This is a genomic window from Brevibacillus sp. YAE8 (genome assembly GCF_057543335.1).
The window spans coordinates 428,106-451,164 of record NZ_BAAIYG010000001.1 but is presented as its reverse complement, the minus strand read 5'-3'; the positions used below and the strand labels follow the sequence as shown (position 1 = coordinate 451,164).

Annotated in this window: 19 protein-coding genes; 14 read left to right on the top strand and 5 right to left on the bottom strand. The window is 57.0% G+C overall.

The genetic code is table 11. The features are described 5' to 3' along the window. The first annotated feature begins 119 nt into the window (after window positions 1-119). Window positions 120-1,628: a CoA-acylating methylmalonate-semialdehyde dehydrogenase gene (locus tag AC27IT_RS01590; RefSeq protein ID WP_005831007.1), complete on the top strand. Its 1,509-nt coding sequence runs from the start codon at window positions 120-122 to the stop codon at window positions 1,626-1,628. A 14-nt stretch (window positions 1,629-1,642) separates the two neighbouring features. Continuing rightward, a complete protein-coding gene (locus AC27IT_RS01585; protein ID WP_005831005.1) occupies window positions 1,643-3,007 on the top strand; it encodes an aspartate aminotransferase family protein in 1,365 nt (454 codons plus the stop codon). 135 nt (window positions 3,008-3,142) lie between these two features. Here the strand turns inward: AC27IT_RS01585 and AC27IT_RS01580 are convergent, their stop codons facing one another. Continuing rightward, complete coding sequence (locus AC27IT_RS01580) at window positions 3,143-3,457, bottom strand: MazG nucleotide pyrophosphohydrolase domain-containing protein (protein WP_007780339.1); 315 nt, start codon at window positions 3,455-3,457, stop codon at window positions 3,143-3,145. Window positions 3,458-3,552: 95 nt separating this feature from the next. Here AC27IT_RS01580 and AC27IT_RS01575 point away from each other — a divergent pair, with 95 nt between their 5' ends. From AC27IT_RS01575 to AC27IT_RS01565, 3 genes are all read left to right on the top strand, one after another. Beyond that, a complete protein-coding gene (locus AC27IT_RS01575; RefSeq protein ID WP_005831001.1) occupies window positions 3,553-4,137 on the top strand; it encodes an LOG family protein in 585 nt (194 codons plus the stop codon). A 197-nt stretch (window positions 4,138-4,334) separates the two neighbouring features. Then, window positions 4,335-5,669 (top strand): hypothetical protein, encoded by a 1,335-nt coding sequence (locus tag AC27IT_RS01570; RefSeq protein ID WP_487091545.1) that lies wholly within the window; start codon window positions 4,335-4,337, stop codon window positions 5,667-5,669. 258 nt (window positions 5,670-5,927) lie between these two features. After that, on the top strand, window positions 5,928-7,199 hold the full coding sequence (locus AC27IT_RS01565; protein ID WP_327945182.1) for a hypothetical protein: 1,272 nt from the start codon (window positions 5,928-5,930) through the stop codon (window positions 7,197-7,199). A 43-nt stretch (window positions 7,200-7,242) separates the two neighbouring features. Here the strand turns inward: AC27IT_RS01565 and AC27IT_RS01560 are convergent, their stop codons facing one another. Continuing rightward, window positions 7,243-7,518 (bottom strand): hypothetical protein, encoded by a 276-nt coding sequence (locus tag AC27IT_RS01560; RefSeq protein ID WP_005830995.1) that lies wholly within the window; start codon window positions 7,516-7,518, stop codon window positions 7,243-7,245. A 140-nt stretch (window positions 7,519-7,658) separates the two neighbouring features. Continuing rightward, window positions 7,659-8,174: a hypothetical protein gene (locus tag AC27IT_RS01555; RefSeq protein WP_327920033.1), complete on the bottom strand. Its 516-nt coding sequence runs from the start codon at window positions 8,172-8,174 to the stop codon at window positions 7,659-7,661. 190 nt (window positions 8,175-8,364) lie between these two features. Here AC27IT_RS01555 and AC27IT_RS01550 point away from each other — a divergent pair, with 190 nt between their 5' ends. The 6 genes from AC27IT_RS01550 (at window position 8,365) to AC27IT_RS01525 (ending at window position 15,948) form a co-directional block, all read left to right on the top strand. Next, complete coding sequence (locus tag AC27IT_RS01550; RefSeq protein WP_487091544.1) at window positions 8,365-9,711, top strand: NAD(P)-dependent oxidoreductase; 1,347 nt, start codon at window positions 8,365-8,367, stop codon at window positions 9,709-9,711. 117 nt (window positions 9,712-9,828) lie between these two features. Then, the gene (gene preA, locus AC27IT_RS01545; RefSeq protein ID WP_487091543.1) at window positions 9,829-11,106 is read left to right on the top strand and encodes an NAD-dependent dihydropyrimidine dehydrogenase subunit PreA; all 1,278 of its coding nucleotides are present in this window, start codon (window positions 9,829-9,831) and stop codon (window positions 11,104-11,106) included. A 101-nt stretch (window positions 11,107-11,207) separates the two neighbouring features. Further along, window positions 11,208-12,593: a dihydropyrimidinase gene (hydA, locus tag AC27IT_RS01540; RefSeq protein WP_238503539.1), complete on the top strand. Its 1,386-nt coding sequence runs from the start codon at window positions 11,208-11,210 to the stop codon at window positions 12,591-12,593. Between the two features lie 33 nt (window positions 12,594-12,626). Then, a complete protein-coding gene (locus AC27IT_RS01535; protein ID WP_005830984.1) occupies window positions 12,627-13,517 on the top strand; it encodes a nitrilase-related carbon-nitrogen hydrolase in 891 nt (296 codons plus the stop codon). A 98-nt stretch (window positions 13,518-13,615) separates the two neighbouring features. Beyond that, window positions 13,616-14,128 (top strand): hypothetical protein, encoded by a 513-nt coding sequence (locus tag AC27IT_RS01530; RefSeq protein WP_005830982.1) that lies wholly within the window; start codon window positions 13,616-13,618, stop codon window positions 14,126-14,128. A gap of 107 nt (window positions 14,129-14,235) precedes the next feature. Further along, window positions 14,236-15,948 (top strand): methyl-accepting chemotaxis protein, encoded by a 1,713-nt coding sequence (locus AC27IT_RS01525; protein WP_025845922.1) that lies wholly within the window; start codon window positions 14,236-14,238, stop codon window positions 15,946-15,948. Between the two features lie 80 nt (window positions 15,949-16,028). Here the strand turns inward: AC27IT_RS01525 and AC27IT_RS01520 are convergent, their stop codons facing one another. Together AC27IT_RS01520 and AC27IT_RS01515 are read right to left on the bottom strand one after the other, a co-directional pair. Continuing rightward, window positions 16,029-17,519, bottom strand: a complete 1,491-nt coding sequence (locus AC27IT_RS01520) for an NCS1 family nucleobase:cation symporter-1 (protein WP_025845919.1) — start codon at window positions 17,517-17,519, stop codon at window positions 16,029-16,031. 174 nt (window positions 17,520-17,693) lie between these two features. Continuing rightward, entirely contained in the window at window positions 17,694-19,457 is a 1,764-nt protein-coding gene (locus tag AC27IT_RS01515; RefSeq protein ID WP_310670536.1) for a UbiD family decarboxylase, read from the bottom strand. Window positions 19,458-19,592: 135 nt separating this feature from the next. On the opposite strand from AC27IT_RS01515, the gene AC27IT_RS01510 reads away from it, so the two are divergent. The 3 genes from AC27IT_RS01510 (at window position 19,593) to AC27IT_RS01500 (ending at window position 23,051) form a co-directional block, all read left to right on the top strand. Next, window positions 19,593-21,191, top strand: a complete 1,599-nt coding sequence (locus AC27IT_RS01510; RefSeq protein ID WP_206699192.1) for an ATP-binding protein — start codon at window positions 19,593-19,595, stop codon at window positions 21,189-21,191. Further along, window positions 21,127-21,876, top strand: a complete 750-nt coding sequence (locus AC27IT_RS01505; RefSeq protein ID WP_051353885.1) for a response regulator — start codon at window positions 21,127-21,129, stop codon at window positions 21,874-21,876. The genes AC27IT_RS01510 and AC27IT_RS01505 overlap by 65 nt, the downstream gene beginning before the upstream one ends. Window positions 21,877-22,013: 137 nt before the next feature. Next, the gene (locus tag AC27IT_RS01500) at window positions 22,014-23,051 is read left to right on the top strand and encodes a tripartite tricarboxylate transporter substrate binding protein (RefSeq protein ID WP_412677619.1); all 1,038 of its coding nucleotides are present in this window, start codon (window positions 22,014-22,016) and stop codon (window positions 23,049-23,051) included. Window positions 23,052-23,059: the final 8 nt, after the last annotated feature.

The window sequence follows — 23,059 nt, the reverse complement described above, 5'->3', positions numbered from 1 at the left end:
GCAATTGACATGATGTATGATGAATCCTACCGAATGATTGTCATTTTGTCTAGTGATGAGCGGTTTTATTTTTGGATAAAATGGAATTGTCAAACAAATGATCGCAAGGAGTTGAAAGGATGAACACAGCCGCTGTTGGAAATCCATTGAAGAATTACGTAGGGGGACAATGGGTGGAATCGCAGGCAGCCCGCTTTGAGGACGTGCCCAACCCGGCGACGGGCGAACTATTGTCCCGCGTGCCGCTGTCGACGAAAGAAGACGTGGACAAGGCCGTTGCCGCTGCGAAGGAAGCTTTCGCAGGGTGGAGCGCGACTCCGGTCGTGGATCGGGCGCGCATCATGTTTCGTTTTCACAGCCTGCTGGTGAAGCACGAGGACGAGCTGGCGCGGATGATTACGCTGGAGAACGGCAAAAACCTCCCGGAAGCACAGGCAGAGCTGTTGCGCGGGCTGGAAATGGTCGAGTTTGCGTGCGGGATGCCGACGCTGCTCATGGGCGAGACGCTGCCCAATATCGCGGCGAATATCGACAGCCAGGCGATTCGCTTTCCGCTGGGCGTCGTGGCCGGGATTACCCCGTTCAATTTCCCTGTGATGGTTCCGATGTGGATGTATCCGATCGCGATTACCGCGGGCAATACGTTCGTCCTCAAGCCGTCGGAGCGCACGCCGCTGTCCTGCATTCGCATCGCGGAGCTGCTGAAGGAAGCGGGCTTGCCGGACGGGGTGTTCAATGTCGTGCACGGCGCCCACGATGTCGTCAACGGGCTGCTGGAACACCCGGATGTGAAGGCGATCTCGTTCGTAGGCTCGCAGCCTGTGGCGGAGTACGTGTACAAGACAGCCGCCGCCCATGGCAAACGGGTGCAGGCGCTGGCTGGCGCGAAAAACCACCATCTGGTCATGCCGGACACCGACCTGAAGCGGGCAGCGAAAACGATCGTCAGTTCGGCGTTTGGCTGTGCGGGCGAGCGCTGTATGGCGGCGAGCGCGGTCGTCGCTGTCGAGGACATCGCTGACGAGCTGGTGGCGCACCTGATCGAAGAATCCAACGCGCTTGTGATGGGCAACGGGCTTGAGGCAGGCGTCGATCTCGGTCCGGTCATTCGCGATTCGCATTTGGCCAAAGTGCACAGCTACATTGAAAAAGGGCTCGCATCCGGTGCTGCGCTCGTGCGCGACGGACGGGAGGATGCGAAGCAGCACGAAAAAGGCTACTTCCTCGGCCCGACGATTTTTGACCAGGCCGATGCGGAAATGGTCATCGTGCGCGACGAGATTTTCGCGCCTGTGCTCAGCGTCATGCGCGTGAAAAATTTTGAAGAGGGCCTGGAAACGATTAGCCGCTCCCGCTTTGGCAACGGTGCGACGATTTATACCAACAACGGAAAATGGGGCAGGGAGTTCGTGCAGCGCGTGGAGGCCGGCATGGTCGGCGTCAATGTGGGCGTGCCTGCGCCAATGGGCTTCTTCGCCTTCTCGGGCTGGAAAGAATCGTTTTACGGCGACCTGCATGCAAACGGCAAGGACGGCGTCCTGTTTTACACGAAGAAAAAGACGGTTACCTCCAGATGGTTCGAAGATGGCGATACGAGCATCGGCTCGCAAAAAGTGTTCGTAAAATAAAGGAGGCTTAGGCGATGGAGCAAGATCAACTGTTGCAAGAGTACGACAAGGACAGCCTGCTTGCGGCCGACCGCGAGCACATGTGGCATCACATGTCGCCCTACAACCCGAATCCGATGATCGTGACAGGCGCAAAAGGCTCCTGGATCACCGATATCGACGGCAACCGCTACCTGGACGGCATGTCCGGCCTGTGGTGCGTCAACGTCGGGTACGGTCGGCAGGAGTTGGCAGATGCCGCCTATGAGCAGTTGAAACAGCTCGCCTACTTCCCGCTGACGCAAAGTCACGTGCCGGCCATTCGCCTCGCGGAAAAAGTGAGCGAGTGGCTGGGCGAGGAGTATCGCGTCTTTTTCTCCAATAGCGGATCGGAGGCAAACGAGGTCGCGTTCAAAATCGCCCGCCAATACCACCACCAGAACGGCGAGCCGGGCCGCTACAAATTCATCTCGCGGCACCGCGCCTACCATGGCAACACGATGGGCGCGCTCGCTGCCACGGGCCAGGCTGTGCGCAAAGAAAAGTACGAGCCGCTCGCGCCAGGGTTCCTGCACGTGCCGCCGCCTTATTGCTACCGCTGTCCTGCGGGCAAGTCGTACGGCAAATGCAATCTGGAATGCGCGCAATACTTCGATCAGGTCATCAACTGGGAAGGCGAAAAAACCGTCGCCGCCGTCATCATGGAGCCGACGATTACAGGCGGGGGCGTGCTCGTGCCGTCGCCGGAATACATGCCGAAGGTGCGGGAGATTTGCGACAAGTACGGCGTGTTGATGATCGTCGACGAGGTCATTTGCGGCTTTGGCCGCTCCGGCCAAAAATTCGGCCACCAAAACTTCGGGATCAAGCCGGATATCGTCACGATGGCCAAAGGCATTACGAGCGCCTACCTGCCGCTGTCGGCCACGGCGGTGCGCGCCGAAATCGCCGACAAGTTCAACGAGCAGGGCAACAACCTGCATTTCCGCCACGTCAACACGTTTGGCGGAAATCCGGCGGCTTGTGCGCTCGCATTGAAAAACTTGGAGATCATGGAAGAGGAAAAGCTGGTGGAGCGCGCCGAGCAGTTGGGGGACGAATTGCGTGCCAAGCTCGCCTTCCTGGCCGATCACCCGAATGTAGGCGACATTCGCAGCTTCGGCTTTTTGATGGGCATCGAAATGGTCGAGGACCGCAAAACGAAAGAACCCGCCGCGCCTGCGAAGCTCACGCAGGTCATCGGCGAGTGCAAAAAGCGCGGGCTTATCATCGGCCGCAACGGCGATACCATTCCGGGCTTCAACAACGTGCTGACTCTGTCGCCGCCTTTTTCTACAACCAGCGATGACATCGACTTTATCGCCCGCGTCATGAAGGAAGCGTTTGACACGTTGGAATAGGAGTTTGAGATAGAGCCTTTTGGCCAAAAATCAGTAGACGCCCCTTGCAGGTCCTGTGTGTGACTTGCAGGCCGGGGCGTCTGCTGTCATGTTTGGCTGTTCGCGACGGCGGAGGCGAACAAACCGTTCCGTCCGCTACTCGTACCGCTTCTGCAGCTTCGCTTTGTGAGCGTCGAGAATCTCTTCAAACGGAATGTTGTACTGGTTGGCGAGCAAAATCAGGTTGCCCAGCACGTCGCCGAGCTCTTCCACCAGCTCCTGGCGCGCTTCGTCCGCCTGTTTTTCCCCTTCGTCCGGCCGATCGCGCCCGATTTCGATGGCGCGCACGGCGCGGGCAAGCTCGCCGGCTTCTTCCATGAGAAAGCCTACGCGAATAAACGGCCCGTACTGCGTCCAGCCCCGCTCCTCGTAAAAATCTCCTACCCATTTCTGAAATTCCGTGATATTCACATGTATCTGTCCCTTCTAGATTTTTGTATAATTGTACTATACACCAAAAAGTGGTGACGAAAGCCACTCAACTTTAATGGATCCAGGAGGATGGCATGAAACGTATCTGTGTGTTTGCGGGTTCCAATCCAGGCGTAAATCCGGCTTATGCCCAATATGCAGAAGCGCTGGGGAGAGAACTGCTTGCAAGAGAGCTGGAACTGGTTTACGGCGGCTCCAACATGGGGCTGATGGGACGAGTGGCGAATACGGTGCTCGAAGGCGGCGGCAAAGCGATCGGTGTCATGCCGACCGGACTGTTTCGCGGCGAGATCGTACATACGGGTCTGACAGAGCTGCATGAAGTCGTCACGATGCACGAGCGCAAAGCGAAGATGAACGATTTGTCCGATGGCTTTATCGCCTTGCCCGGGGGCTACGGCACGTTTGAAGAAATTTTTGAAGTGGTGAGCTGGGGGCAGATCGGGCTTCACTCGAAACCGATCGGGTTGTTGAATGTGGACGGCTTCTATACGCCGCTGATGGAAATGGTGCAGCACGCTACAGAGGAAGGCTTCATCCCGCGGATGCAAGGAGAGCTGGTCGTGTGCGAGAGCGATCCGGCTGTTTTGCTCGACCGTCTGCGCGACTACAAGCCGCCCGTCAAAGTGAACAAATGGTCGGAGTTGACCGAGAAGTAGTTGCGTTGAAAAAAAGCAGTTCGCATTGGAAGATGGAGCGAGCTGCTTTTTTGCTTGGCGGAAGGGCGTTTTTGCGTTGAACTAGAAAGGATTGACACACAGTAAGAACAGGTGATAAGGTAGATGACAATATATCATAGTGAACGCATAGGAATAGTAATGATATGTTTGGGCTTCATACATAAGGAGGAACCGTCATGATGAAATCGAACAAGTGGCTTCAGCTTTCCCACAAAGCGGCGCTCATCGCTGCGCTGGTTCTCCCGGCGACAGCGGGAGCAGCGGCTGCGAATCAGCCTGTGGCAGTCTTGGCCAAAGAAGCGGCGAGCGCATCGGCCGAGGCAGAGTACGGCAGCTTTTTGTTGCAGCAATACGGCATCTCGCTTGACAAGGCGGTGACGCGCGGGCAATTTTCCCAGGCACTCGCCAAGGTAGTTGCGGCTACCCAAAGTATAACGGAAAAAGAAGCGAGCGCGAAAGCCTACGTTCCCGAAGCGCAGGCGCAAGCGACGAAAATCGCAGCCTGGGAAGCAATCAGCGCGGCTGTGAAGGCAGCGGACTTGTCCGAGCTGGCTTACACGTACAGCGAGGATAAAGTGGCAGCGTCGCTGAAAGCGGCGGGCATTTCCTACCAAAAGGGTGGAGCGCTCTCCCTGCAGGCCGCACAGGAAGTAGCGGTTGCCCTTGACACCGGGCTTGTGTCCGCGAGCACGCTGGCCGCGATCAAGGCAGACGGGGACACGACCGGAGAGCTGGCTGTCCAACTATTGGGGAAAGTCGTGGAGTTCCACGGCGACTACAAAAACTACCTAGGCAGCGTGCAAGAGGCGGACATTTACGGCAAGCTCGCGCAAGCCTGGAGCGAATCGTCGATTATCAAGGCAGGAGAGCTGCAACAGATCATCGACACGGGCCTCAAGCAAAACCTGATTACCGGCTACAACCTGAAGGATGCTGCCTTCGATCCGCACTTTGATCCGGAGCGCACCATTACTTACGGACACAGCGATATCGCGCACGCCATTCAACTGATTGGCCTGTTGAAAAGTGAAGGCATCGACGCCAAAGTCCAGTTCGAGCCGAAAACATCCGCCTTCATCTATTTGAAAGAGTGGGGCGAGCCGACCGAGTCGGATGACTACCAGGTCGTGCAAATCGAAAACGGCAATTTTATCGCCTATGCAAAAGAATACGACCTGAGCTTCGAGTTTGCGAGCAAGGAGGAGAAGGAGCGCTTCCAGCCATTGGTGCTGAAATACGCGAAAAGAAACCAGGAAGACGTAACAGGGCTGTTGAAAGCGTCCTGGTGGCAGCCGCTCTACCACTCCCGCACGGAGCTGGCAGACTATCCGATCATTACGAACAACGTCATCAAGGAAGGCCGCTACATCGTCCAGTCGTTCTCCCTGAACGAAGAGTCGCCAAAAGTGGTGGCGGCCCTGAAAAAACTGAGCGACAAGCTGAACGTGGAAACGTACAAGTTCTGGGTTGACCAGCCATTCTACAACTACCTCCACGGCGAATCGAAATAAGCCTGTCCGTCAACGGAGAGGATCGGATAAATAGCGAAAAGCCTTGCTTTGCCCAAGCAGTGGGAAGCAAGGCTTTTTTCGCTCGCCCGCTGATCCGGATGGAGCACTAACGTATAACCCGCTGGCAAAAGCTTCAGGCTGTCCAGCAGTGGCCATTTTCACAAGGGACAAACAAAGAGAAAATGTTCGCAAAAATCCGGCATGTTTTGCTAAACTGGGATAGATAGACAAGGAAAGGCTGATCGGGGAGGGACTACCGTGTTCGCGAAATATGTGTTTCTTTTGCTTACGAGCTTTAGTTTGGCTGCAACCGCAACGGCAATCGGTTCGGCAGCCAGCGTGGCGACGGGCCTGCAACAGACTGCGCCGAGCCAGACCGCAACAGGTCAAGCGAATGCTGCGCAGGAGCTGGCGCAAGTTTCGCTCGTCCACGCGTTCCAGGGCGGCCAATGGCAACGGGACGCGCTGGGCAAATTTTTGGGACAAGCCGTCAAGTCGTTCGACGATTATGTGTATTATCAGGCGGGGATTGCCGTCAAGTGGGATGAAAACGGGCGAGCGTTCGGGGTGTTGGCAGAGCCTGGCTTCAAGGGAGAAATCGTTCCGGGCATTACCGTTCAGACGTCGCAGCAGGAGATTTTGCGCAAGCTGGGCACGCCAGCCTTCACAGAACAGGAGTACGGGCTGATCGGCTATTCTTACCAGGATTACTACTTGTTTGTCACGTTTGCCGAGCAAAAAGCGAAGGCGTTTTCCCTCTATCGCCGCGATCGCGTTCCCGACACGCGGGCGCTCGTCGATATGGCGCAGCATTTGCAAGCGTATGGCGAAAAGCTCGCCGAGCCGGCTGCTTCCGGGCCTTTTTCGATTTTTGCCGCCTGGGGTCAGCCTGATTTTACTTACCATCTGCACGGAATCGGCACGTATGCCTGGGAGTATCCGTCCAGAGGAATCGCCTACGACGGTGCGCCGGAAGAGGCGACATTGACGATCTACAGCAATTTTCCGGCAAAAGACGCGCTGCCTGCCTTGGCGAAGCTTCCCTATGTGAGCATCTCCCCGGAAGATGCGCTGTTTGTGGCCGAAAAGCAACGAATCGAGCAGGAAAAGGCCAATCTTTTGCAAGCGAAAAGCGAAGGGATTTTTGCGCCGGACCGAAAAACGGTGGCAGTCATCGACTCGGAAGTTCTCTACAGCTCCGCCAGCATCCGTTTTTACGATCCGAATGACAAGCCCGTCGCCCAGTTGTTTCCGGGGCATTACTTGAATAAAGCCGTCTGGCTGGACAACAACTGGATCTATTATGAAACGATGATGGGGGCTGGTGTCTACCATGTACCCACGCAAAAGGCGACTGTCATTTTGTCCTGGGACGAGCAGCAGGCGGCGCCGATCACGATGTTTGACGTCAACGAAACGCATCTCGACCTGGCGAAAAAGGAGATTGCGTTCGTGAGCGCGGACAGCCGCACGTACACCGTGCAATACCAGCTTGCCGGGGAGCGCGTCTTCCTTGCCTGGAAAAAATAAAGCCACCTCCACGTGTACTGGAGGTGACCAAACCGCTGTCTGTTCATTCGCTTTGCTCGCCTTCCTTTTCCGCCAAATACGCGCGCATGCCGCGCACGAACAGCTCGCGGATTACCTCATGCTGTGTCTTGCTGCTGACGAGCGCGCGAATTTGCTCCAGCTCTGCAACCAGCTCGGAATCCAGGTGCAGGTTGACGGTCTTTCCTTTGTGGCGCGGGTGAATTTCCCCATGTCCGCCGCTCTCGCGGATTTGTCCGTCCACAATCGTGCGCGGATCGAGCTGCGCCGGGTCCGGTATGTACAGGCAAGGCGCTTCCAAAATAATATGGGTCAGTTCTTCGCTGAAACGAATGGCGAGGGGCTGCCCCTTTTTTTGTGAAAATCGCGAATTTGTCGGGACAACTCCTGATTGTCCGCGGTATTTTCCAGCATGATGACGGCCAGTTCCATAGTGCCTCCTTACGGGAGAAACAACTCTTCTTCCGGTACTTGAAGCACGACTTCTCCCGTTGTCTCCAATTGAACTTGGTAGAAAAAGCGCAGGTCACGGCGCGACACAGCGGTGACCAATGCCCAGTCTGCGTCCCGGCTGGCACGGCGAAGCTGCACGCGGTCCAGCACTTCGTACGCGGGGACGAGCAGTCCTTTTTCGTACAAAAACGACAGCACCGCCTCGCGCGGATACAGAAACCGTTTGTTGCCCTGTTTGCTCGCCAAAAGCGGAAAGGCTTCCCGTTCGTCCACGCCCTTGCCCAAATAGCCGTGATCCGACCATCGTTTGATCGTGGCCATGCTGCCGATGCGGACCTGCTTTTGCTCCAATAGCTCGAGAATTTCCCGCGAGGACATGTACGCTTTGCGCTGTTCCGACTGCTCGTGATAGCGTTGTTGCTCGTTTTCCAGTTCGGCAAGCAGCGCGGCAAGCTCTGCGATTTGCTGTTTGACCTGCGCGATTTTGCGGGCGTTGTCCTTCATCGTGACAGACTCCTTTGCCGACGTGGTTACTGTTAGCCTATTCGGGCGTGAAATCATTCATGACTGCGAGCGGCGATTGATTTCACTGCGAACATATGGCGATAGGAAATGAAACAAGCATAAAACGGCGATGTTGCACATTGATTAATAGCAAGCATCTTATTCGAGCTGGCAAGGAGGCTGTATATGGATGAGCGTCCCGAATGACCTGCAAAAAAACTTCAGCGAAGTGGTGAGCGCCCTCAAGCCGAAGGAAGCGATCGATGAAGCGAATCGCTGTCTGTACTGCTACGACGCGCCCTGTATCAAGGCTTGTCCCACCTCGATTGACATTCCTTCGTTCATTCGCAAAATCGCGACAGGCAATCTGCTCGGCTCTGCGAGGACGATCATGGAATCCAATCCGGTTGGGGCAAGCTGCGCGCGCGTTTGTCCGACGGAGGAGTTGTGCGAGGGAGCCTGTGTGCTCAATCACGCCTCCAAACCGATCATGATCGGGCTATTGCAACGCCATGCGACCGACTGGGCGATCCGCAACAACGCGGCCTTGTTTCAAAAAGGCGATCCGAACGGCAAGCGGGTGGCGATTATCGGAGCGGGGCCAGCCGGGCTGTCGGCGGCGCGAGAGCTTGCCCGGCTCGGCTACGAGGTCACGATCTACGAGGCAAAAGAAAAAGCGGGCGGGCTGAACACATACGGCATCGTGTCTTTCCGGCTGCCGCAGGAAATATCGCTCTGGGAGGTCGAGCAGGTCGAGGCGTTGGGCGTGACGATCAAGACGAACACGCGGATCGGCGTCGACATCATGCCAGACGAGCTCGTTGCCAACTACGATTCGGTGTTGCTGGCGGTGGGGATGAGCAGCGTGCCTTCCTTGCATATTCCCGGGGAAGAGCTGGAAGGGGTACTGGATGCGATTGCCTTGGTAGAAGATACGAAAACGAAGCCGCTTACCACGGACATGGTCGGCAAAAAAGTGGTCGTGATCGGCGCCGGAAATACGGCGATTGACGCCGCGACCTGTTCGAAGCGGCTGGGGGCGGACAATGTGCAGATTTTGTACCGCAGAACGGTGCAGGAAATGAGCTGCTACCAGTTCGAATACGAGTTCGCCAAGCAGGACGGCGTGGAGTTTCGCTGGCTCGTGGCTCCGACGCGCGTTTTGGGGAACAAAGGGCGCGTGACAGGGCTGGAGCTGATCCGGATGGAGCTGGGAGAGCCGGATGCGAAAGGCCGAAAACGTCCGGTACCGATCCCGGGCAGCGAGTTTTTCATCGAGGTGGACTTTGTCGTCAAAGCGATTGGGCAAAATCGCCACCTGTCGCTGATCGACCAGCTTGGCCTGCAGCATCAAAACGGCACCGTCACCGTCGAGGACGGCACCTACCGGACGTCGCACCCGAAAGTGTTTGCCGCAGGGGACGTCATTTTTGGCGGAGGAAAAACGGACGCGATGGTCGTCGACGCGGCCAATCACGGAAAGCGTGCCGCTTATGCCATCGACAAGGCGATCCGCGACCAGAAGCAGCTTGTCTAGGGAAGTAATGTACAGAAGATTCTGACTGAACTGTAGAAGCATTTTTTGCAGCACGTGAACCTAGCAGGGGAGTACGGCGTGCCCGTGGCAGCGCCAAAAAGATGGAGGAGAGCAATCATGGCCGATCTTTCTATCAATCTAGCAGGGATTACATCCCCGAATCCGTTCTGGCTGGCATCTGCGCCACCGACGAACTCGGGCTACCAGGTCCAGCGGGCTTTTGAAGCGGGCTGGGGCGGAGCTGTCTGGAAAACGCTGGGAGATCCGATCATCAACGTCACGTCGCGGTTTGCCGGACTGACTTTTGGCGGGCAGCGGGTATTCGGGTTCAACAACATCGAGCTGATTACCGACAAACCGCTTGAGGTCAATTTGAAGGAAATGGATGAGACGAAAAAACGGTTTCCCAAGCATACGCTGATCGCCTCGCTGATGGTCGAGCACAAGCAGGAGGCGTGGCATGAGATCGTCAAAAAAGTGGAGGCGATTGGCGTCGACGGCCTGGAGCTGAACTTCGGCTGTCCGCACGGCATGGCGGAGCGCGGCATGGGTTCGGCTGTCGGGCAGCACCCCGATCTCATTCGCCAGCAGGTCGAATGGGTAAAAGAAGTGGCCCAGACGCCTGTCATCGTCAAGCTTACCCCGAACATTACCGATATTCGCTTTACTGCCAGGGCGGCTTCGGCGGGCGGAGCGGACGCGATCAGCATGATTAATACGATCAACAGCCTGATGGGGGTAGACCTGGACAAATGGCTGCCGATACCGCACGTGGACGGAAAAGGAGCGCACGGCGGCTATTGCGGACCAGCGGTGAAACCGATAGCCCTGAACATGGTCGCCGAGTGTGCGCGCGATCCGTTTGTCGGCGTGCCGATTTCGGGCATCGGCGGGATTTCCAACTGGCGGGATGCCGTCGAGTTTTTGCTGATGGGTGCGACTGGCGTGCAAGTCTGTACCGCCGCGATGCACCACGGCTTTCGGATCGTCGAAGACATGATCGACGGCTTGAACAACTACCTCGACCAGCGCAAAATCGCCTCGGTCATGGACATCGTCGGCAAGGCCGTGCACACGTATTCGGACTGGGGCCATTTGAACCTCAACTACAAAGTAGTCGCCCGCATCCACGAAGAAACCTGTATCAACTGCAACAAATGCCATATCGCCTGTGAGGACACTTCGCACCAATGCATTGATATCGTCAAGGACGCCGCAACGGGAAAAGAGCGGTTGGTAGTGCGCGAGGAAGACTGCGTCGGCTGCAACCTGTGCTCGATTGTCTGTCCGGTGGAAGGAACGATCGAGATGGTGGAGATTCCGACGGGCAAGCCGCCGCTTTCCTGGAACCAGCGCCAGGCTGCTTTGGCAGGCGGGGGCAGTTGCGAGACGTAAGTTCTAGGGCCGATGGCATGAATGGGGCGTCTGCGGCATAGCATGTACGAGGAACGGGATGTCTCATTTATGCACGGCAGGGGAAAGGAGCGAGGAAGGTCATGAAAAAATGGATTCGCAACGGGACGGTTGTGACGGCGTCAGACACGTATCAGGCAGACGTGCTGATCGACGGCGAAAAAGTCGTCGCGATCGGCTCGGACCTGCAAGCAACGGATGCGGAGGTTATCGACGCAACCGGGTACTATTTGCTTCCGGGCGGCATTGATCCGCACACGCACCTCGACATGCCGTTTGGCGGCACGGTTACATCCGATAACTTTTTCACGGGCACAAAAGCCGCCGCATTCGGCGGGACGACGAGCATCGTGGACTTTTGCCTGACGAGCAAAGGGGAGTCGCTCCACTCCGCGATTGCGACCTGGCACGAAAAAGCGAGGGGCAAAGCCGTCATCGACTACGGCTTCCACCTGATGGTGTCCGATGCCAACGACCATGTGCTGGAAGAGCTGGAGTCAGTCGTGAACAACGAAGGCATTACTTCACTCAAAGTGTTCATGGCGTACAAAAACGTGCTGATGGCCGACGACGAAATTTTGTTCAAGACGCTGATCCGCGCCAAGGAGCTAGGGGCGTTGGTCCAAGTGCACGCCGAGAACGGGGACGTGCTCGATTATTTGACCAAGCAGGCGCTGGCCGAAGGAAATACCGATCCGATCTACCACGCCTACACCCGTCCGCCGGAAGCGGAGGGAGAGGCGACAGGCCGCGCGATTGCGCTCACGGCGCTCGCGGATGCCCAGTTGTACGTCGTGCACGTGTCCTGCGCCGACGCCGTTCGCCGGATCGCCGAGGCGCGCGAAAAAGGCTGGAACGTCTACGGAGAAACATGTCCGCAATATTTGGTGCTCGATATCACCGCGCTGGAAAAGCCGGACTTCGAAGGGGCGAAATACGTCTGGTCCCCGCCGCTGCGGGAAAAGTGGAACCAGGACGTACTGTGGAGCGCGCTGAAAAACGGGATTTTGCAAACAGTTGGTTCCGACCACTGTCCGTTCAACTTTTCCGGGCAAAAAGAGCTGGGCCGCGGAGATTTTACGAAAATTCCGAATGGCGGCCCGATCATTGAGGATCGCATGACCATCCTCTTTTCCGAGGGCGTGCGCAAAGGCAAAATCAGCCTGAATCAATTCGTGGACATCACCTCCACCAAAGTCGCCAAGCTGTTTGGCATGTTCCCGCAAAAAGGCACGATTGCGGTTGGCTCCGATGCGGACATCGTCTTGTTCGACCCGACTGTGCAGCGGACGATTTCGGTGGAGACGCACCATATGAATGTGGACTACAACCCGTTTGAAGGCATGCAGGTTCACGGCGACGTCATTTCTGTGCTTTCCCGCGGCGCGTTCGTCGTCCGCAACAAGCAGTTCGTCGGCCATGCGGGGGCGGGCCGCTACGTGAAGCGGTCGACGTTTGCCAGACCATAGCCAAATGCAAATGCTGGGGTGAGGAGGAGCAAGATGGCGGATAAAGTGACGATCGGGCTGATTCAGGCCAAAAATGACGTGCACGGCGACGAGCCGGTTCATCTTCACAAGGAAAAGGCGATCGAAAAGCATGTGAAAATGGTGCGGGAGGCTGCTGGCAAAGGGGCGCAGATCATCTGTCTGCAAGAAATTTTTTACGGCCCTTATTTTTGCGCGGAGCAAAGCACGAAATGGTACGAAGCGGCGGAAGAGGTGCCGAACGGCCCGACTGTGCAGCAGTTTTCCGCGCTGGGCAAGGAGCTCGGGACCGTGCTGATCTTGCCCGTGTATGAAAAGGTCGGCATCGGCACCTACTACAACACGGCGGCCGTCATTGATGCAGACGGCACGTACCTGGGCAAATACCGCAAGCAGCACATCCCGCATGTAGGGGTGGGCAGCAGCGGCTGCGGCTTCTGGGAAAAGTATTACTTCAAGCCGGGAAACTTGGGCTACCCGGTGTTCGATACGGCTTTCGCCAAAGTCGGCGTGTACATCTGCTACGACCGCCATTTTCCGGAAGGGGCGCGGCTGCTTGGCCTAGGCGGCGCCGAGATCGTCTTCAATCCTTCCGCCACCGTCGCCGGCCTGTCCGAGTATTTGTGGAAGCTCGAACAGCCCGCACACGCGGTGGCAAACGGCTACTACGTCGCCGCCATTAATCGGGTTGGGACGGAAGCGCCGTGGAACATGGGGGAATTTTACGGACAGTCATACCTGGTCGATCCGCGCGGACAGTTTGTCGCTGTCGGCAGCCGCGATCAAGACGAGGTGATTGTGGCGGAGATGGACCGCGAAAAGATCAGAGAAGTGCGGGATACGTGGCAATTTTATCGCGATCGTCGCCCGGAGACGTACGACGACATGGTGAAGTTGCTGCCGTAAGACGAGGTGAGGGAGGCGCCAGGGATGCGTCTTCCTCCTTTTCCTATGTGGGCACGATTTTGGTTTTGCGAAAAACGCCGGAAAGGAGCGGCCAGATCATGAAGCAGACCGTTTATCGCGGAGTGGAGTATCAGGAAGCGCTGCGGGTAGTCAGGGCGCAGCGCTACGAACGGGCAGAACGCCGCCAGTTTACGAATGGAGCGAGCGCAAAGGCGGTGTTCGGGTCGGGCGTCTATTTGGTGAGCAATCCGGTCGTCGCGGCACAGTACGCGATCTGCCACGCCGAGACGATCGGGGACAAAGCCGCCGTGCTTCAGCAGCAGGTGGCTTTGCCGGGGCTGTTCTGTTTGGACGAGCGCTTCGGCGAAAATGAATTGCGCAGCGAGGCGCTGCGGCACAGGCACGGGGCAGATGAGCTGGCGCGGCGCGCGGCCGGGCTTGCGCACGAGGAATGGCTGGAATGGACCGGAGATGAGGTGCGGGCCTACCTGCTCGCCTGTGGATACCGGGGGATTCGCTACTGGATCAGCCCGGAACTTACGTACTATGTTTGCTATGAGCCTGACGCGCAAATCGAAGACATTTCGCTTCTCTCTGTGCTCGAAGTGTGAGAAATCACCCAAGACTATCGACGGATTCGCCAGAGTTTGGTAAGATTTGGACAGTATTCGAGCTTTTTCAACTTACTACTATGGACACGGGAGGATTACCTACAGCAATGAATCTACTACGTAACCTCAGCACTAGAGCCAAAATGTTCAGCTTGGTCGTCTTGATGGCGATCTTCTTGTGCAGCGTCGGCATCACGGGTTATTTTCACGTGAAAGTATCCGGGGAACGGATGCAGGCCATGTATGAGGAGCAACTGCTTCCAGTGAAGTGGATTAACGACTGGCGACAAGACATTCGGGCTATTGACGGGTTGATCTACAAAATGATTCTCGATCCTGCCCCTGCTGTCTTCGCGCAGTACAAGGCCGAGCTGGACCAGCGCATCGCCTCTGCCGACCAGACGTTTAGGTACCTCCAGAACTCTCGCCTGGACGAGAAAGAACAAGAGCGCGTCAGTAAGCTGAAGGAGCTTCTGGAACAGTACAGCAAAGACCAGAACGAGGTTGTCCAACTGATTAAGGAAAACAAGACCGATCAGGCTTACGCCTACTATCGGGCGACGGACAAAACGCTCAGTTGGATCAATCAGGAACAACTGGAATGGGCGAACTACAAGTCTTCCCAGGCGGATCGGATGCAGCAGCAAAACTGGGACGATTCGAAAAAAGCGGTGCTGCTTTTGCTGATCGTCGGGGGAGCTTCGATCGTCCTGGCGGGCGGACTCGGATTTTTGATCTCCCGGATGATTGCCGATCCGCTGCGCGTCGTCGCAAGCCGCATGGAAGATTTGGCTCAGGGGAACTTGGCGGTTGCTCCGGTGACTTACGTAGCAAAAGACGAGGTCGGCAAGCTCGGGATTGCCTTCAACGAGCTGGTCGCCAACTTCCGTTCCTTGATCGAGCAAGTAAAAGTCGCAGGAGAGCAAGTCGCAGCTTCCTCCGAGGAACTGTCGGCAAGCGCCCAGCAATCCGTGCGGGCCACAGAGCAGGCGATGGGAAGCGTCGAGCAGATTGCGACGACGGCCGAAGTGCAGACCCAGCGCACACAGGAAAGCGTGCGCGTCATGGAGGAAATGTCTGTTGCCATTCAACGGATTGCCGACACGTCCAGCGCCGTTTCCGAAGCATCGGTAGTGGCAGCGGATGATGCGCAGCAAGGGAATATCCAGATTCAGCAAGCGGTCTTCCAAATTGATTCTCTCTCCCAAGGCGTGAACCACGCGGCAGACCTCGTTCAGCAGCTCGGCGTCCGCTCGGAAGCGATCGGGAAAATTGTCGATGTAATCACAGGCATCGCCTCCCAGACCAATTTGTTGGCGCTGAATGCGGCGATTGAGGCAGCGCGGGCCGGAGAGCAGGGCCGGGGCTTTGCCGTGGTGGCGGATGAGGTTCGCAAGCTGGCGGAGCAATCCGAGGAATCGGCGCGGGAAATCGCCCGCCTGATCGGAGAAATCCAGCACGAGACAACCCAGGTCGTCTCCGTCATGCTGGCCGGGACCGAAGAGGCGAAAAAAGGGGCTGCCGCCGTTCAGGAGGCGGGAAAAACGTTCGAGCGCATCGTCGTTTCCTCCAAGGACGTGGCAGGCCAAATCCAGGAAGTATCCGCAGCGACCGAGCAAATGTCGGCGAGCGTGCAGCAGGTTGCTTCCGCCATGGACGAGATGAACAGGCTGTCGGAGGAAGCGGCCGTACATACGCAGTCCGTCTCGGCCGGAGCAGAGGAGCAGCTCGCTGCGATGCAGGAAATTGCCCGCTCCAGCAACAATTTGAACGAGCTGTCCCACGAATTGCAGGAATCGATCAGCCAATTCAAATGGTAGTGTGTTTTTGCGGCAACAAGCAAAAGACTGGCAACCCGTTATGGTTGTCAGTCTTTTTTTGCCGTGATGCGGATTCCGATTCAGGAAGCGCGCGACTCCTGCGCTTGTGTCGTGATCTGGTCGTACTCTTTTTGGCTCATGATCGAGGCGTCGTTTTTCATCATCCACGTGTAGATCGCAAGCGAAATCAAGAGCCCGACCGTCCAGGCGTTGTCCCAAATGATATGGAAGCCGGGGATGTACTTGCTGACAAACGGAATCGCAATCCCGATCAGCATGGCCCAGATCGCTCGCATGTTAAAGCCTGTCTTGTAGGCGTACATGCCGTTCGGTTTGTACAGCTCCGTCAGATGGATGCGTCTTTTGCGCACGAGCCAGTAGTCAGCAATCGCAATTCCGTCAATCGGGCCAAGCAACGCGCCATACGTACCGAGCCAGAGGAAGATGTAATTGCCGAAATTTTCCAAAATATGCCACGGCTGCATGAGCAGGGAGACGACACCGGCGATGATTGCTCCGGCCTCGTAGGAGAGACGGCGTGGCGCGAGGTTTTCCACGGCGCGGGCGGGGGCGACGATGTTGGCGGCCACATTGGTGGTCAAGGTGGCGAGAATGATGCCGATCGTGCCGAGGAAGATGGCGAGCGGCGAAAACTTCGCCAGTACGGCGGCAGGGTCCCACAGCGCTTCTCCGTAAATGACGACGGTAGCGGAGGCGACGGCTACCCCGATGAAGGAGAAGAAGCCCATGGTCGTCGGCAAGGACGAGGATTGGCCGACGATTTGCGCTTTTTGGCTTTTCGCGTAGCGACAGAAGTCCGGAATATTGAGCGCCATGGTTGCCCAGAAGGCGATCGCGCCTGTCAGTGCCGGGAAAAAGACCTTCAAAAACTCGCCGGCAGAGGTGAATGTGGATGGAGCGGAGAGCATCGGCCCCCATCCGCCTGCTTTGGTCAGCGCCCAGACGAGCAAGGCCAGGCTCATGATAATCAGGATCGGCGCTGCCCAGGCTTCCATCTTTTTGATCGCTTCCGGACCGCGATAGGCGACCCATACGTTCAGGAGCCAAAAGCCGAAAAAGGAAATCCACAGATGGCCGGGGACACTGGCCCAGTCTGTCATCGACATGAGCAGCGTATCAATGGCGGCTCCGCCGAACCAACAGTTGATGCCAAACCAGCCAGCTCCGATCAGCCCGCGAGCGACCGCTGGAATGTGAGCGCCCTTGGAGCCGAACCAGAGCCGGGCGAACACAGGGTAGGGGATGCCGAATTTCGTCCCGGCATGGGAGTTGAGAAGGATAGGGATAAGGACAATACAGTTTCCGAGAATAATGGTCAAGATCGCCTGCCACCAGTTCATGCCCAACGAGATCAACCCGGCTGCCATCGCGTACGTGGGAAGACAGATCGACATCCCGATCCAGAGGCTGGCAAAGTTGTACGCGGTCCACGAATGCTCAGCTTTCGTCGTCGGCCGCAGCCCTTCATTGTAGAGCGAGCTGTCTTTGATAAGGTCTTCCCCTGCTTTTGTCAGGGTGACAATTCCATTTGCATCTTCCTGCGTCTTCATTTTCTTTCCCTCCTTTTTTTGACAAAATCGCTGGCATTCGGACAACCGCCCCCAGGTTGTCTCGAATACAAGTTGTAACATTATATTGGGGGAAAGAAGCCCTAAGTACAGCTTTTTCCCGGGCAAAAAAAACGTCTGGAACGATTCGTTCCAGACGTACGGCAGGTGGCAATGCTATGCTTTTGGGAAATATTCGTTCCAGCGTTTGTCGACCAATGCCGATATTTCCGGCAGCGTCTCTACTTCATCCGGGTAGAAAGGCTTCATCCGCGCATCGACGACCAGCGGCCCTTCGTAGCGGATTTTGTTGCGGACAATCGTCGACTTGGCGTACAGATCGTGAGCCGGGTCGAAACGAGTGAACACGGTCCAGAGGAAGCTGCTTTGCTTCTCGGCGATCGCCGCATCGTCCACCATGCAGATCATCGGCCAGTCTGCCAGATTTTCGTTGAGATAGGACAGCAACTCTTCGCCCAGCTCCGGCCTTTCGCTGAAGCTCGGCCCGGAAATGACCAGACATCCGGGGCAAAACGCGCGAATATCGGTTATGCTCGGAATGCCTTGTCCTTTGTACTCGCGTGGCAGCTCGCGGACGGGGTCGCCGATGCCGAGCATGATTCCTTTGGAGCCGTGGTTCAGCTTCCGTCCGGTGTAGTCGAGCGTATCGTTCGACGTATCGTTGACGATGAGCAGGTCGCGCTCCGGCTGGAAGCGAGCCAGGACGATTTCGAGGAAATGCTTGAAATTGCTCAGGTCACACGGCACATCGGTCACCATCAAAAACTTCGTCAAAGTGAGCTGGCCTTCTCCCATGATGCGGAAGGCGTGCGCCATCGCTTCCTTATAGTAGCTTTCGCGCACAATCGCGCCGGCGAGCGCGTGGAAGCCTGTTTCCCCGTATGTCCAGAGCGCTTTGACACCCGGCATGACGACAGGGAAGAGAGGCGACAGCAGCCGTTGCAAATAATCCCCGATGTAATAGTCTTCCTGGCGCGGCTTCCCGACGACGGTGGCCGGATAGATCGCGTCTTTGCGGTGCCACATCTGCTTCACGTTGAACACCGGGAAGTCATGCTCCCAGGAGTAATAGCCGAAGTGGTCGCCAAAAGGCCCCTCAGGGCGTCTGATGTGCGGAGGAACTTCTCCCGCGAACACAAACTCGGCTTCCGCGACGATCCGGTGCGGATGGTTCGGCACCTCCGCCATTTTCAGCTTGTCGCCCATCAAGAGCGAGGCGAAGACCAGCTCCGGCACCATTTCCGGCAGGGGCGCGATTGCGGAGACGATCAGGGCAGGAGGGCCGCCGATCGTAAGGGTAACAGGCAGCGACTGGTTCCGTTTTTCGGCTTCGTGGTAGTGGAACCCGCCGCCTTTTTGGATTTGCCAGTGCATGCCCGTCGTGTTTTTGTCGTAAATCTGGATGCGGTACATGCCCAGGTTGTGCTCTTTTGTATCAGGGTGCTCTGTATAAACGAGCGGCAAGGTGACGAACGGACCGCCATCCAGGTGCCAGCTTGTCAAGGCAGGCAGCTTGGTCATGTCAACATCGGTTGTTGCGATTTGAGTCACAGGCGCTTGGGAGGCAGATACGGTTTTGGTGCCCGTGCGCATGACTTCCAACAGCGGCTCGCGCAGCTCCCACAAGCCGGAGAGCTTTGGCGGCAACAGCTTGTCCATCCCGTGCACCAGGTTGCGGACGACAGCCTCGGGTTTTGGCCCAAACGCCATGTCGACCCGCTCTACGGTCCCGAACAAGTTCGTGACCACGGGAAACGATTTTCCTTTGACATTGGTGAAAAGCAGAACAGGTCCGCCCTCTTCAATGACTCTGCGATGAATCTCGGCCAGCTCCAGATGGGGATCGACTGGTGCGTCGATTTCCACGACTTGTCCGGCGCGGCGCAATTGTTCTATGAACGAACGAAGGTTCGCGTGCATCTGTAGATACCTCCACATCCCCGTAATTCCCTTTTAACTGTACACGAACATAGGCGATGAAGCTACCTTTTTATCGGCCCGGGATGGTAAGATGAACCAAGAGGTGAGCGATTTGTGACTACTGCCCGAAAAGTGATGTCTCTGCAAACGAGAATGATTTTGCTCATTACGGTCGGCATTATTTTGATTATTTCGTCAGTTGGGGCCGTCTTCTCTTCCATCGTAGCCTCGTCGATCGAGGAACAGATCGGGAAAAAGGCGCTGAGCGTAGCCAAAATCGTCGCCCACGACCCCGAACTGCGCCGGGCTTTTCAAAGCAGCTCGCCGTCTGCGCTGATCCAGCCGATCGCGGAAAACGTCCGGCTGCAAACCGGAGCGGAATTTGTCGTCGTGGGCAACCGGGAAGGCATTCGCTACGCGCATCCGCTGCCTGACCGCATCGGCAAGTCGATGGTCGGCGGCGACAACGAGCCGGGGCTGACCCACGGACAGTCGTACATTTCCAAAGCGATCGGGAGCATGGGCCCTTCCTTGCGCGGCAAGGTGCCGATTCGCGACGACAATGGCGCGGTGGTCGGCATCGTGTCGGTCGGCTTTTTGCTGGAGGATATCGAAGAAGCCATTGGCGATTACCAGAAAAAAGTTCTGCTCATTACGCTGATCGCGCTCGTCTGCGGGATCGCCTTTGCCATCGGGCTGAGCCGCTATTTGAAAAGGCTGACGCTCGGACTGGAGCCGGAAGAGATCGCCGCTCTGTACGTGGAGCGCAACGCCGTGCTCGAATCCGTCCGGGAGGGGATCGTGGCGATTGACAGAAACAGCGAGATCACGATGATGAACAAGGCAGCGATCCGCATTCTCGAATTGCCGGAGGAAGACATTCACCGCAAGCACATTTTGGACGTGCTGCCGGATAGCCGCATGCCGGAGGTGCTGAAGACGGGGGAACAACAGCTCGACCGCGAGACGATCACGAGCGGCAAAGAAATCATCGTCAACCGCCTGCCGATCAAGCTCGGGGACAAGGTCGTCGGTGTCGTCAGCAGCTTTCGCCCGAAATCGGAGATCGACAAGCTCGCCTCGGAGCTGTCCCAGGTCCGGCGCTATGCGGATGTGCTGCGCGCCCAGACGCACGAGTTCCACAACTTGCTGTACACGATCTCCGGGCTGTTGCAGCTCGGCTCGGTGCAGGAGGCGATCGAGCTGATTACGAGCGAGACATCGGCGCAGGAAGAGCTGATCCTGTTTGTCGCCAGACGGATTCCGGACCCGATGATTGGCGCTCTTTTGCTCGGCATGCACAACCGGGCGAAAGAGTTGAAAGTCCAGTTTGTGATCGACCAGGACAGCCATCTCGAAGCGCTTCCCGCGCATATCAACCGCCAGCAGGTGATCGTGCTGCTCGGCAATCTGCTGCAAAACGCGCTGGAAGCGGTCAACGATGCAGCCGTCTCGCAAAAGCGCGTCGACATTTACTTGGCCGACACGGAAGAAGAACTGCTGTTTGAGATAGCCGACTCCGGGCCGGGAGTGCCTGACGCATGGCGCGAGACCATTTTTGAAGACGGGTTTTCGACGAAAGCGGGCGAGGAGCGGGGGCTTGGCTTGGCAAAAGTGCGCGGAATCATCGAAGAGATGGGCGGCTACATCGTCGTCGGAAAAAGCGACTATGGCGGCGCGCTGTTCACCGTTTCCTTGCCGCGAGAAGGGAGGACTGGCAGTGAAGAAGCTTGAAGTGCTGATCGTCGAGGACGATTTGCGGATTATTGACATTAACCGAAGATTCGTGAGCAAGATCGAGGGATTCGAAGTGATTGCCACCGCCACTAACGGCAGCGACGCCAAAGAGCTGTTCGCCGCCATACGTCCCGATCTGGTTTTGCTGGACGTGTACTTGCCCGATATGCTCGGCACAGAGCTGGTCTGGTACATCCGCCAGCATTATCGCGAGGTGGACATCATCATGATTACGGCAGCCAAGGAGATGGAGATGGTCCAGGAAGCGCTGCGCGGCGGCGTTTTTGACTACATCGTCAAGCCGCTTGTGTTCGAGCGCTTTCGCGAGCGGCTGGAGAGCTATCGCGCCCATCTGGCACGGACGCGAGAGGCGACAGAGGTCGATCAGGATGTCATCGACCAGATGCTGACCAGGCGGCCGATCCAGGCGAAAATGCGCGAGTCAGCCGTGCCAAAAGGCATTGACCAGTTGACACTGGAAAAAGTGATCGAGGCGATCAGGCAGACAGGCGACAAAGGTGTCTCGGCAGAGGAGATCGGCCGCGAGATCGGCACCAGCCGGACGACGGCTCGGCGCTACCTGGAGCATCTGGTGCAGGAAAAAAAGGCGCGAGCCGACCTGATCTACGGCAGTGTCGGCAGGCCGGAGAGAAAGTACCGTTTTTTGCAAGAGCGGGCATGAACAATATGAACAAAAAGTTTAAAATTTTCTAAATATACCTTATGCACGAAAACTATTCCCCGCAAGACCCGGCATGATACGTTAATGGCAAGCGTGGTAACGCTTACAAAAACGACGGGTTCGAGGGGGATTTTTGTTTGAAAAAGAAAAGATGCATGCTCATTACTTTGTCTGCTTTCTTTACGCTCGCGCTGGCCGCCTGTGGCGGGGCGAACAGCGGCTCGTCCGGCTCGGGCGCGCAGCCTGTGCCTACTGCATCCAACTATCCGGAAAAGCCGATCGTGTTCGTAGCTCCATCCGGGGCAGGCGGCGGCTGGGACAAGACAGCCCGCTCGCTCGGCAAAGTATTGAACGAGAGCAAGCTGGTGACCGAAGCGATTACGGTAGAAAACAAGCCAGGCGGCGGCGGGACCGTCTTCATGGCGGAATACGTCAGCAAAGACAAAGGCAACCCTTACAAGCTGTTCGTCAGCTCTCCGCCGATTCTCATCAACCATAACAAAAAAGAGGGGAACAGTCCGTTCGGTTTCCAGCATGTGACGCCACTGGCGCAAATGACGAAAGACTTTGGCGCCCTGGTCGTGCGAGCAGATTCGCCGTACAAGGATATGAAAAGCTTTTTGGACGAGCTGAAAAAAGACCCGACGAAAATGACGCTCGCAGGCGGTTCGGCTCCGGGTTCGATGGATCACCTCGTCAGCGTGTTGCCCGCCGCCAAATACGGCATGGACCCGAAAACGGTCAAGTACGTCTCCTACGACGGCGGCGGAGAAGCGATTGCGGCCTTGCTCGGCGGCAATGCCGACATGATCGCGACCGATGCCTCCGGCGTAGGAGAATATGTGAAGGCAGGCAAGGTTCGCGTGCTCGGCGTCACGTCGGAAGAGCGAATGGGCGGAGAGCTGAAGGACGTCCCGACCTTGAAAGAACAAGGAATTGATGCGACGTTTACGATCTGGCGCGGCGTATTCGGCCCGGCTGACATGCCTGCGGATGCCAAAGCGTATTGGGATACCAAGCTGAAAGAGTTGTCGGAGAGCGAAGCGTGGAAGCAGGAGCTTGCCGCAAACGGCTGGGAGAGCGAGTACAAGGACGCGGCGACCTTCACGGCGTTTTTGGAGGAGCAGGATCAGCTAGTAAAAGAGCTGTTGACCTCGCTTGGCATGGCGAAATAGGGAGAGGG